Below are 12408 nucleotides of genomic sequence, written 5' to 3'. Positions count from 1 at the left end.
CGATATATCTTTCTCACTTCATCACGCTTTAACAACCATCATGTCTGGATATTTAAAGGCCAAGCAGGAGTCCTTCGCCGGACATCCGCTTGGTCAATTTGTGCGTCAAGAAATTCCGAATGGAATGAATCAATTACCGTTCATCCATGATCAGTTTAAAGTCCAAGGCTCTACTGGACAAGGGAATTGGGCTAATATCCCATGGATTGCAATCCTAGATAAGCGAGTCACTCAAACTACTCGACAAGGTGAATATATCGTATATCTGTTCTCGGAGGATATGAGGTCTGTTTATCTCACTTTGKCACAAGGTGTAACAGTTCCTATTAATGAAAAGGGTAAAAAAGAAGGTTATAAATACCTCGAAGAAAAGGCCGAGCAATTAAGGGAGTTGTTACCACTCGAGGGAATGAAGAAGGACAGCGAAATTCGCCTGACAGCCATTGGTCTAGGCCAAGACTATCAAGTGTCCACCATCGCCTATTATAAGTATGAGGCCGTCACATTACCGGAGGATGAGGTCCTCCTATCCGATCTTAGCAATTTGGTTGATAACTACTCCCGGTACGTACAATCGACTCTAGGGAACATATCGATTTCCAATCAAGGAGCCTTCCGATACACGATAGCGCATCTGCATCTGGGTCTCGGAATCGTTAACTACTTCGGAGCCAAACTTCCGACGGGCGTAACGATAGAACAACTAATCGAGCAGCGATCGAGCGTGTTATTTTCCGGAGACGATGTAAAGCACCCGAAGGAAAGAATCCAGCATTTATCCCGAGCACTGTCTGATCTGGGTATCATACAGAGTCACAACAAAGCCTACAATTTATCCGAGTTCGGCAACATATTCTACCAAGCCCGAGGCGAAAACACTTGGGCACTTAGCCCTCAACAGGTTAGCCTATGGCGTGAATACATAGAGACTAACGATCATTCTGAGCTTCTACTCGCCATTCAATCAGCTGTTACTGTCGTCCAAGAGCTCTCCACCTTCACACTCACTGCGTTTACTGAAGTATACATCCCACTGCTAGGCACTAGCACGGAGTGGGGAGAAGTAACCCAAACCAATCGTTCCCGGTTCATGTTGAACTGGCTTCAGGAGCTCCAATATGTTGAACGAAGAGGAGATCATTACGTGGCAGCCGAACAACCAATGACTCAAGTAGACACTCTACCGGTATCAGATAGATTGTCCGCCATCAATCGGTACATCCGACAAAAGGGCTTCGCCTATCCGGATCATCTGATCGAGAATTTCTACCTCTCGTTGAAGTCCAAGCCGTTTGTCATCTTGGCTGGTGTGTCAGGGACTGGGAAGACCAAGCTAGTCAAATTGTTTGCGGAAGCGTTGGGTGCAACAAGCTCGAATAAGCAGTTCACACTGATCCCGGTTCGTCCGGATTGGAATGATCCGACGGATTTGCTGGGCTACAAGGATTTGTCAGGTTCATTCCGAATCGGGCCTTTAACAGCCGTGCTCTTGGAAGCTAGTCTACCGAGTAACCGACATAAGCCGTATTTCATTTGCCTAGATGAGATGAATTTAGCACGTGTGGAGCATTATTTCAGTGACTTGTTAAGTGTGCTAGAGACACAAGAGTGGAGAGAAAATTCGATTGTAACCGAGCCTTTGATTCGAGCTGAGGCACTCGTCAATGAAGAAGATCGTCAACGTCTGGCTCAATTGCATCTACCYGATAATGTGTACCTAATCGGAACGGTGAATATGGATGAGACGACGCATCCGTTCAGCAAGAAGGTGCTTGATCGTGCGAATACGATCGAGTTTAACTACATTAACCTTTCTCAATTTCCTAGTACTGGAGATGGTAATGATCCAAAGGTTTCTCCGGCACTAAATGTTTTTCTGCGATCGGAGTATCTCCAATTAGTGGATGTGTTCGGGGAGTATCGTGAACTAATCGAGCTTACCACGACCCGATTGGTCGAGATCAATGACATCCTGGAAAAGATCCACTCGCATGTAGGGTTTCGTATAAGAGATTCTATATGCTTCTATCTGATCTACAATCAACGGTTCGAGCTCATGCCCGCTGATGCTGCGTTTGATCTGCAATTGCTTCAGAAAGTACTTCCGAGGATTCAAGGTAGCAGTCAATCGGTAAGACGGGTTCTGCTACAGCTTCTAGAAATTTCACTCGGCAAGAGGCTAGCCAAGGAAGAGTTCATGGACGACTTAACCGAGTTGTTCAAGATGCTGGATAATGCCATGCAATCGGCTCGGTACTCACAAAGCGCAAGGAAGTTAGCCTTTATGCTGCGGAGGTTGGATGAGGATGGCTTTACTTCCTACTGGCTCTCCTAACAAGCCTGTCGAGTTATTGCGCATTGTTACTTCATCGTTCTCCTTGTATTTGCAAGGCAGGCCGTTCCATCCTACTGTGGATACGCTGCAATTACATAGACGAGAGGATCAGACTTGGGTAGATGCCCATTTTCACTTAGCGTCTCTATCATCAAGTGTTGATGTGCTGTCTGTTCATGTCTATTCTCCTGAGAAGAGAGGCCTTATCCCTTGGCAAACAGGCGATGGATGCCCTCCTTTATTTTACGAAACGCAGGCGTATGAGCTTGTTGTGGAGAAGGAAGCCGATACCGCTCTAACGTTCTACCATGACAACATTAATTTACGTGAAGGTGTCCTTCCCAAAGGGRGCCGTCTGCTATCAGGAATGCTGAACTTTCAGAATGAGGTCGGACATACGGAACTAGAGCTAAGGCTTCATGGAGAGCCTGTATTTCGTCTACAGTTAGAGATTTTCCCATCGAAGATGGATTACAAGAAAGACTACCAGCTTATTCTGAACGAGGTTAATGAACAGATCTATAATTTGTCCTTTGATTTTCTCCGTAAAACCTATCACCTCATGGGCTTGAAGGAGACGCAGAATCAGAGTCTTACTGAATTTTTCGCCATTCTACAGTATATCTTCCGTCAGTTGGTACAAGCTGTGGAACGGATTAAGGGGTCCCCTCATCATAAGCTCGTAACCGAGAATCGCCTAGTCGCAGCAGCCCGAGTCAAGAGAGCAGGCAAAGAGAATCTAGCCTACTTATCAAAACATCCACACCTGCTCACTCCTGACGAAAGTGGCATTATGACAGTTCAAGGTAAGAGGGTGAGCCCGACCCATGTCCTGGAGTCCAAACGGCAGTTGGAATACAACACGCTTGAGAATCGTTTCGTTCGGTGGGTACTGATTAAGGTGCAGTTTAAGCTAAAGGGTTTGAAAAGGCATCTGATTCAGAAAGATCGCACAGCTGATCCGAATCTCATGAATAAAATCAATCAAATGCAGACGGATATTCAGCGACTGTTGAAGTTGGATTTCTTGAATGTAGGTGAGTTGCAGCAGATGAGTATTTCGCTGGTCCTACAGCTAGCACCAGGTTATCGTGACGTGTATCGGTATTACCTGATGCTGATGAAGGGGCTTTCCATACAGAGTGACCTGTACCGCCTATCTATGAAGGATTTGGCTCAGCTGTATGAGTACTGGTGTTTCCTGAAGATTCATCAACTGTTAGGGAAGAAGTATGAGCTCGTTCGGCAGAACTTCATTAAGCTGAATCGTGGTGGGTTGTTCGTAACCTTAGACCGGACGAAAGATGCTAAGATGGTGTACCGGAACCCGACTACAGGGGAAGAGTTTACACTATATTACAATGCATTGCCGGAAGGTGACCGTAGTAAGACGATCTCCCAGCGTCCAGACAATGTGCTGACTTTGAAGAAGAAGGAAGCGACTGTCGAGTACAAGTATATTTTTGATGCGAAATATAGAATCAATCCGGCTTACGAAGGCACGGCCTATCACCGGGATTATAAGACCCCGGGTCCGCAAGAGGACGATATCAATACGATGCACCGCTACAGGGATGCTATTGTTTATGAATCGGGGAATGTACAAGAATACGAGCGCAGCATGTTCGGAGCGTATGTGCTGTTCCCTTATCCCGATGAAGCGGAGTTTCGTAAGCACCACTTCTACAAGAGCATTGAGCTTGTGAACGTGGGCGCTTTTCCATTTCTCCCGAATGCTACATCACTGATGGAACAATTCCTGGACGAGATTATTTTGGATAGCCCGGAGAAAGCTTACGAACGTTCCATTCAGGCCCGAGGGACGAAAGAGTATTATGTGAACAAACTAGAGGGGAAGTCGGTTCTGGTTGGAGCTCTGAGCAATGAGAATCAAATTCAGGATGCCGTAAGGCACGGGTTCTACCACACACCATTGACTAACATAACTAATCATCAGAGCTTGTCACAGGTGGAGTATGTGGCGATTTATCAATCTATTCGTATGTTTGGGCGAGAGCAGGCTGGTATATATTTGTATGGGAAAATAAAAGAGTGGACTGTTCTACCGCGATCGGAGATTCGAGAGATTCTTTCGAGAAGAGGAGCTACAAGTGAGCTATACGTCAAGTTTTCCGTAGAGGACTGGCTCACAAAGGAGACCCCGATTATACCGGGTGGGCACGGTGTGAAGAGCATCCTGTTCACCAGTAAGTATATGTTCGATAGGGCGGTGGAAGTGGCCGAACTACGTCTGACGACGGAAGAGGACTTGCTTGATTGGCGGGAAAAGCGTCGAGTGGGTAAGGTGCGGGTCAAGTGGGATCACGAGCATGTGGATCGGGCGACTCGGTTGGAGCGGTTGGAGTTGGAGTAAGTGATATAATTCTGAGGTGGTTGAGTATGAGTAGACGGCGCCAATTTTCCATTACAGGGTTTCTGGTTAGCGCATTGGGCTTAGGAGTTATATTTGAAGTTTTTATATGGGTTTTGGAGAATTTCGCTAGTAATAATAATGCAATAATGGACATCCAGATGCCAATTCTACATTATGCGATAGGTATTATTTTTGTATTGTTGGTACTGCGAATTTGGTATGTACTGTGGAGACGACGGGGACACATTGCAAAACGCGGAAATTCAAAAAGTACTAGAGCTAAAAAACAAACTTCTCAACCCTATAGTTCTCAATCGCTTCGTTGCCGCTCGGATGAAGAGATACTAAAGAGTGCATTCCAATCGCTGAATGGAGCAGAGTTTGAAAGGTTACTGGCTTTATACTTCCGTGATCAAGGATACACCGTTCAAGAAGTCGGGGTCGGGGGCAATGATGGGGGAGTTGATCTAGTCATTACAGATTCCCGAGGAGAGAAGACGGCTGTTCAAGCGAAATGCTATTCTGAACATAACCTAGTTCCTGTGCAAACGGTAAGAGAGCTTGTGGGGGCCAAAAGAAACCATAACTGCATACTAACTTTAATCGTGACCACTTCAGATCTGACTGCCCCAGCGAAGAGAGAGGCTGAACAATTCAAAGTAGAGTATTGGCACGGGGCCTTGATGGAGCATAAGCTTCGTGCTTGGGGGAAGTGGCAGCCAGTGAGTCCGCCCAATAGTAAACAAGCTTCTAAGCAGCAAGCTCAAGCTAAGGCAGTAGTTAATCAAGCTCAAGCCCAAGTGGCAGCATCATCAGATACTAAAAAATGCATCTGTGGAGCTATCATGACGAAGCGGGTAAGTAAGACGGGAAATGCCTTCATGGGTTGCAGTTCGTTTCCGAAATGCAGGCATACGGAGTCCCTATAAAGCATCATGAAAAATCGCCCAATCCCAGGAGGTTAGGCGACTTTTTTGTGTTCACGGATATGGACCCCGACCTACCTCTTATTCAGCCTAGTCGATGGCGTCATCTGCCCGATCAGAACGTGTGTCTTCAGGGTTCAAGTAAGCCAGAACAAAACAAGCATCCATGTATACAGATGCTTGTTTGAAATCAATTTGATCTATATCATCAGAAGAAACAACAAAATCGGCCATCTGTTACCTTCCTTGTTTAAAAATATCCACTAACTTTTGATCAAAAGCGCTTCGAACGCTTAGAATCTCTCGAGCATCACGTGCATTCTTGGGTATTCTAGTAAGTAAAGTTTCTGGGAGTTCTTGATTCGGTTGCAGATTCTCTGACAAGATCTGGTTTGGGTTCTGTACCGCCATTGAAATCACCTCAATTTCATCGGGAAATCCAATGAATTCCCTTTATCTTTACTATCATCCTACTTTTTATTGTGATGCTTGTCCATTATTTTCCTCCTCCTGGTATCCAAGAGTGTCGGTATTTACATGGTTCTCATTGAGAAATTGGATAATCATATTATTGAATGGCATCATACGAGCACAACAATCAACGGGTCATTAGCACGAAACGGCCCATGGAAGAGCTGCAGGCACAACTGTCTGACGCGGTAGCTATGTATAGAAGATGTAGGACGATCGACTCGCTAGTTTATGGACTCCAAGGATCCATTCGGCCATCCCTGCCGTATCATGCGCGAGAGCGTTAATAGAAATACAAGCAGCCCCTTCCCGTACCGGAAGGGGCTGCTTGATGGTAAAGACAGACGAAGCGTCGCTATTACTGTGAGGCCTCGTCTTGTTTTTCCTCTGCGAAGGATTCGATGCTTTGTTTGCGGCGCTCATTCTTAGCTTCAATCGCTTGCTTCTCATCGCCCGAAATCTCATCTGCATGCTCGTCCAGGTAGTCCTCTGCTTCCCGTAGATTAGCTTGCGTATGATCGATATGTTGTTGCAGGTGTTCCTCGTTATCAGCGCGATTATCAGGTTTAGCCATAGGTATCCCTCCATTATTTTCATAAACACCTGTTATAGAATGACCCAACTCATGTACTACTATGCGTTTGGCTAGGAAAGTCTTAAGGGACAGGCGTCAGTTCCTAGTGAGGGGAGGTCTCGTGGTCGTTGGACAGCTTGGTGACCTCGAACAGCTTGAATATAAGGCTGAATACGATGGCTACGACAGTCGCAAGCGCCATGCCTGAGAGTGAGAAGCTGCCGATCGTAATCCGGACGCCGCTTAGCCCTGTTACTAGTACGATCAAGGTCAGGAACAGGGTGGTCGGCCGACCATAGTCGACCTTCGACTCTACAAGCATGCGGAACCCCGATGCGGCGATGACACCGAACAAGAGGAGCGACACGCCGCCCATGACGGGTACCGGAATATTGGCGATGAGCGCTGAGAATTTGCCAAGGAACGAGAGCAGGATGGCGAACACCGCCGCTCCCCCGATGACGAAGGTGGAGTACACTCGCGTGATGGCCAGCACCCCGATGTTCTCCCCATAGGTCGTATTGGGAGTGGAGCCGATGAAGGCGGACAACATCGTGGAGATCCCGTTGCCGAGCAGCGACCGATGCAGCCCCGGATCCCGGGATAAGTCCTTGTTCACAATGTTGCCGGTGACGATAAGATGGCCGATATGCTCAGCGATAACGACGAGCGAAGCGGGGAAGATTGTCAGGATCGCCGCCCATTCGAAGGATGGCATAGTGAAGGTTGGGGCGTCGAACCAAGGCGTTTCTACGACGGCTTGGAAGCTCACTAGATCCATGAAGACGGCTAAGACATAGCCAGTGACGATCCCCACCAGAATCGGGATGATGCGCATGAAGCCCCGGAACAGGACGGAGCCAAGCAGCGTGACGCCGAGCGTGATCGTAGACAGCGCAATAGCGCGCCCGTCCGGGTACCCGTCGGCAGTGGCGTCTGCCGGCGGGATCCAGCCGGCCATCTGTGCTGCGACCGGCACGAGCTCAAGGCCGATGACGGTGATGTGGCACCCATGGCGGCCGGAGGGAAGAGGACGTGGATCCAGCCGATCCCCGCTGCCCGTACGAGCAGGGCGATAACGGTGAAGACGATCCCGGCCGCCAGGAATCCGCCCAGAGCGGCAGCGTAGCCTGCTTCGGCAGTAGCGTGCTGGCCGATTACGGCGCCCGTCGGGGCGATGAAGGCAAAGCTCGAGCCAAGGTATGCGGGGATCTTGCCTGAGCAGATCCAGATGTATAGCAGCGTGCCGATGCCGTTCATCAGCAGGCAGATTGCGGGATCAACGCCCAGCAGGTTCGGCACAAGCACGGTCGAGCCGAACATGGCGAACAGGTGCTGCAGGCTCAGTAAGAAGCTTTGCGGGAGAGCTGGTCTTTCGTGAACTCCAATTTCTCGTCTCATGATGGTCGGTTCCTCCAGGCAGTCATTGGGCTATGAAATCATCATGATCTGGATCGACTGCTTTCATACGCGGGGTTCTCCCGAATATGCTAGGTCGAGCTAGGGAAGCCTCCATCGATTTTTTTAGCAATTGTGTTTTTCTGCTTACGCCTGCTTTCGAAGCTCTTACCGATCCCGCCCGTGCCATATAGATTGAGGATGCGTTCCGAGGGGGCAATGGGCTGCAAGTAAGCCGTGAATAGATCTTTTTGGGAGTGCGGCCAATAAAGACACGGCTTTCCATCTGTCTGACTTGTTCGCCTAACGTAGATTGGCAGGGGGATAACGCAAAAAAAGCCTCCTCTCTCATGAAGAGAGAGGAGGCGGCCACAACTGCTTAATGGAACCGATATTCGGCCTGGAATGTAGCGTCACTGCCGGTACGGCGTACCATCACACCCCAGCGCATCAGGTCGGAGCGGTGCTCGTAGCCCTTGAAGATATAGACGGTCGTCCCTGGGCAGCCGCTCATCGCGAGGGTCACCCGCTTGTCCGCGAGCACCCAGCTCAGCTCCCAGTCATCATCGGTCGCACAGCTGGCGACCTCCTGCATGAGCTGATAGCCGTCTGCGTCGCCAGGCGGGTTCGTGTTCTGCATCGGCAAGCTATACTCCAGCTCGCCGGAGCAGTGAAAGAGCCAGTCGAACGTGTGCTCTCCAGCACTCGCCGCTCCGCCATTCGCTGCATCGCCCTCCGTGCCGCCCGTAGGCGCCACCACGAATTCATCCAGCAGCCGATCGGCTTGCAGCTGGAGGCCGCGCGTGTACGTCCAGCCGGGATACACGTCGTCTGCCGACACTCGGCAGCTGTTCCCGGCGGCGTCGAACGCCAGTATGTTCCCGTTCGGCCGATTCGGCTGTGTCTGCCGATCGATCATGACGGTGTTGTGCGCGATCGTCTTGCGCTGCCATTCGCGGAACAGGTCAGAGCCGTAGCCGCTATTGGAGATGTCGCGCGAGACGATCTCATCCTTCAGGAACAGCTCGAAGTTCATCACGTCCGCATGTGAGTGCTCGCGGATGACCAGCCCGTACTTCAGGAACACGCTCGCCTGCTCGTTCTGCAGCATGCAATAATAGATGTCTTCGTCGTAGCGCGAATCGCGGGCAGGTCGTATCGACACTTGATGCTCGCGTTCGTAGAGCTCCAGCTCGCGGCGCCAATCAGTACCGAAGAGCAGCCGCGGAAGACCGCCATTGTTCGTGCTGCTGTCCCCGGATTTGGCGGTATCGGCTTGATCCGAATCTTCGTAGCTTTGCGCCAGGGCGTAGCGGTAAGGGGCTTCGTCATATATATTGCGAATCCACTCGTATTGATGCGCATAGTTCGCGAACGAACGCAGCGGCCACCCGTCGTTCGGGCTCGGCAGCTTCCCGTCCGGGAACGCGTATTGGACCGGATAACGGTACATCTTGCGGATCGCGTCCGTGAATCCGGAGCTGTCGTAATCGTACAGACCGCAGAATGCCGCGTAATATGTGAGTCCCTCCGCACAGTAGAAGTGATAATGGAACGAGCTCTCGTACCAGAAGCCCTCCGGCAGCAACCCTTCGTTCAGCCACCCTGTAATACCCTCGTGACCATCGGCCGCGAGTCGGCACCATTCCCGTTCATCGAAGAACAGTCCGATCATGCCAAGGGCGGATTTCATCCAGATGCTGATATTCGGTGTCCCGCCAGGTTTGCGGTGCAAGAAATCGGCCATAGGCAGGAAGAAGCGGTGCTTGTACCGATCCAGCTCGGCGTCTGTGAATTGGTCTCGAATCAACTCCATGCCGTTCAACATCCAGCAGATCGAGACCGCATCGGTCAGATTGATGCCGCTGAATCTTCCTTCGAAGCCAGCCGGTACCCGAACCCGGAATGACTCGAAGTGGTCGGCGTAGAAGGAGAGTACCTTGCGAATGTATGTCAGATAAGACGGGTCTCCATGAATGTTGTACAACACGGCAGCATGAAACACTTGTACGCAGGCTCTGCTGCGGTAGGAGTAGCGCCACGCTTCCGTTACATCGTCATCCAGACGCTCGGTGCCGCACTGACTGCAGCGATGCACGTCCGGCTTAGCAGGATCGAACACGAGCGAGGAGAAGCAAGCTTGGCAGAAGTAATTGTGCCCCCAGCCCGCAATACTCGTAGCGTCATCCTCATAGTGGGCGACCCACCAGTCTGTATCTTCTTTTGTTTTCCGAATGATTTGTTCCGCCCAAGGGAACACGTTGATTTTATTACGGACAGCTTGCCAGTCTTGAACCAGATGCTTCGTATGCATGATGAATTCCATAGGCCCCTTTCACGAGTGACTTCTCTCATTTTACATATAAAAGGGGACTGGTTGTTTGATTATCTTATGATAAAATGTTGTTACATTACGTAATCCAAGCGAGGACCAGTATATGAAGCCGCTCCAGCCGTTGTCCTTAACCCAAGCCCCGTTCCAGTTCGTCTATCGTCGCAGCAACGGAGCGAATTATAAGGATATTATTCATTTGCATGAAGGCATTGAATTCTTGTACATCGAGCAGGGGGATGGGCAAGTTGTCGTGGGACAGAAGACGATCCGGATCACGGATGGGATGCTGCTTTTTTTCCAACCGTTTCAATTGCATAAGTTCGCTATAGAGGCTACCGATGAACGTCCCTTTATACGCTCGTTCCTGGTCTACGATCCGGCCTGGCTCCAGCCCTACCTTCGGGCTTTCCCCAGATTGATGGAATTTCATCGACTGATCTGTAAGCGGTCCTGGGATGTTCAGGTTCTGAATGGGGTACAGGCCGATCATCCTCTCATCCGCCACCTGCAACGCTTGAGCCATCTGCCTACGCAAGATTCGGCCACCGATCGGATGGAGGAGCAGCATGTCCTCTATGTATTGGGCTGGATCGACTTGCTGCAGCAGCAATGGCCCCGTGACAACTATGATCTATCGACGGTGAATACGCGAGCCTTCGGTCACGCGGAACTGGCCATGGAATGGATCGAGAGCAACTTCATGAAGCCGTTCAACTTGCAGCTATTGGCCGATCATCTGCACCTGTCTGCGCCCTATTTGTCGGGGTTGTTTCGTAGAGAAGTGGGGGAGAACTTAACCGACTATTTGACAGCCCGTAGAATTCAGGAGGGGTGCCGTCTGTTGATGGCGAGTACGCAATCCCTGGATCAGATCGCTTACGAGATCGGGATCCCGAATGTGTCCTACTTCTGCCAGTTGTTCAAAAAAGTAATAGGCGAGACGCCCCGTCGCTTTCGGATGAAGAGTAAGGGGAAGGATGAGTAAAATTTCGGCAGGTTTCCCGAGATCGAGACGACCCCTTACTTAAATGCAGAGATCGTATGCTGCAGTGACAGCCTGTATCCTGAAGAGGTGTATGAGGATATTACACGTCTCTTTAATGAGGGAAAGGGTGATGAACTTGTCATAGAAATGGATTCGATTGATAGCCGTAAAGGTTGAAAAGATCGGCCGCAACGATCCCTGCCTGTGCGGCAGCGGTAAGAAATACAAAAAATGTTGCGGCTGATCCTAGAAGACTAGCTGCTCCGTCATCACTTCGCCCCGGCTTGAGTCAACATCGTGGCCATCTCCCGGTAGCCGCGATTGTTGGCATGCTGCAGAGGCGTGACCCCTTGGCCATCGGCCAGATTCACATCTGCACCATGCTCAATCAACAGCTTGACGATGGCTTGATGATCCTTGCCGCCGTCGCCCAGGATAATCGCTTCGAGCAGTGCAGTCCAGCTCAAATTGTTCACATGGTTAATATTCACATCGGAAGTCGTCAGCAGCTCCCGCACGATCTCGACATGGCCGCGGTCCGCCGCAGGGATGAGCGCCGTGCCGCCGAATCGGTTGGTCAGCTTCGTGTCGGCTTTCGCTGCGATAGCAGCCTTCAAGAAGTCCATCATGCCTTCAGCGCCTACATAAAGTAAAGGATTATCTGAGCGGTTGTCGCGAATATTAATGTTTGCGCCCTTCTCTACCAGCAGATTGAAGACGGCCAACTTGTTCTTGTGGACGGCGATCATAGCGGACGTTCGTCCCTGCGCATCCGTGGCGTCGATATCCGCGCCGTCAGCGAGCAGCTTCGTGATCGACTCCTTGTCGCCTTGTTCGGCGGCAGCTATCAAGCGCGTATTCAAGCTAGTCTTCTCCTGATTCACGGTCTGAGCCTCCTTCTGCTCCTCGTTCGTTAATAAGGTGTCGACACTCACCTCACACCCGGTCATTACAACAGCTAACGACAGAGCACTTACTAACAAGAGACGCCGCATGGAACCCACCCCTTT

The 12408-nt window shown here is 50.4% G+C and carries 8 protein-coding genes and 2 pseudogenes; 5 read left to right on the top strand and 5 right to left on the bottom strand.

Annotation, left to right across the window (positions count from 1 at the left end):
• From AC1DWB_RS03510 to AC1DWB_RS03500, 3 genes are all read left to right on the top strand, one after another.
• Positions 1-2335 (top strand): MrcB family domain-containing protein (locus AC1DWB_RS03510; RefSeq protein WP_477539636.1); only part of this gene is annotated, 2335 nt, incomplete at its 5' end.
• Positions 2307-4709 carry a DUF2357 domain-containing protein gene (locus AC1DWB_RS03505; RefSeq protein ID WP_477539635.1) on the top strand — a complete coding sequence of 801 codons (2403 nt, stop codon included), beginning with the start codon at positions 2307-2309 and terminating at the stop codon, positions 4707-4709. The genes AC1DWB_RS03510 and AC1DWB_RS03505, both read left to right, overlap by 29 nt.
• 26 nt (positions 4710-4735) lie before the next feature.
• Positions 4736-5638 (top strand): restriction endonuclease, encoded by a 903-nt coding sequence (locus AC1DWB_RS03500; RefSeq protein ID WP_477539634.1) that lies wholly within the window; start codon positions 4736-4738, stop codon positions 5636-5638.
• A gap of 87 nt (positions 5639-5725) precedes the next feature.
• On the opposite strand, the gene AC1DWB_RS03495 is transcribed toward AC1DWB_RS03500, so the two are convergent.
• The 4 genes and pseudogenes from AC1DWB_RS03495 to AC1DWB_RS03480 form a co-directional block, all read right to left on the bottom strand.
• Complete coding sequence (locus AC1DWB_RS03495; RefSeq protein WP_477539633.1) at positions 5726-5869, bottom strand: hypothetical protein; 144 nt, start codon at positions 5867-5869, stop codon at positions 5726-5728.
• Positions 5870-6464: 595 nt separating this feature from the next.
• The gene (gene tlp, locus AC1DWB_RS03490; RefSeq protein ID WP_477539632.1) at positions 6465-6680 is read right to left on the bottom strand and encodes a small acid-soluble spore protein Tlp; all 216 of its coding nucleotides are present in this window, start codon (positions 6678-6680) and stop codon (positions 6465-6467) included.
• Between the two features lie 103 nt (positions 6681-6783).
• Positions 6784-8081, bottom strand: a pseudogene (uraA, locus tag AC1DWB_RS03485) (uracil permease).
• 376 nt (positions 8082-8457) lie between these two features.
• A complete protein-coding gene (locus tag AC1DWB_RS03480) occupies positions 8458-10404 on the bottom strand; it encodes a heparinase II/III domain-containing protein (RefSeq protein WP_477539631.1) in 1947 nt (648 codons plus the stop codon).
• 112 nt (positions 10405-10516) lie between these two features.
• Here AC1DWB_RS03480 and AC1DWB_RS03475 point away from each other — a divergent pair, with 112 nt between their 5' ends.
• Positions 10517-11398: a helix-turn-helix domain-containing protein gene (locus tag AC1DWB_RS03475; protein ID WP_477539630.1), complete on the top strand. Its 882-nt coding sequence runs from the start codon at positions 10517-10519 to the stop codon at positions 11396-11398.
• 178 nt (positions 11399-11576) lie between these two features.
• Positions 11577-11642 (top strand): annotated as a pseudogene (locus AC1DWB_RS03470) (SEC-C metal-binding domain-containing protein); the annotation flags it as partial.
• A 25-nt stretch (positions 11643-11667) separates the two neighbouring features.
• Here the strand turns inward: AC1DWB_RS03470 and AC1DWB_RS03465 are convergent.
• Positions 11668-12393 (bottom strand): ankyrin repeat domain-containing protein, encoded by a 726-nt coding sequence (locus tag AC1DWB_RS03465; protein WP_477539629.1) that lies wholly within the window; start codon positions 12391-12393, stop codon positions 11668-11670.
• Between the last annotated feature and the right edge of the window lie 15 nt (positions 12394-12408).

It is taken from the genome of Paenibacillus sp. P4_E11 (assembly GCF_056401635.1).
This window is presented reverse-complemented; position numbering and strand designations above follow the sequence as displayed.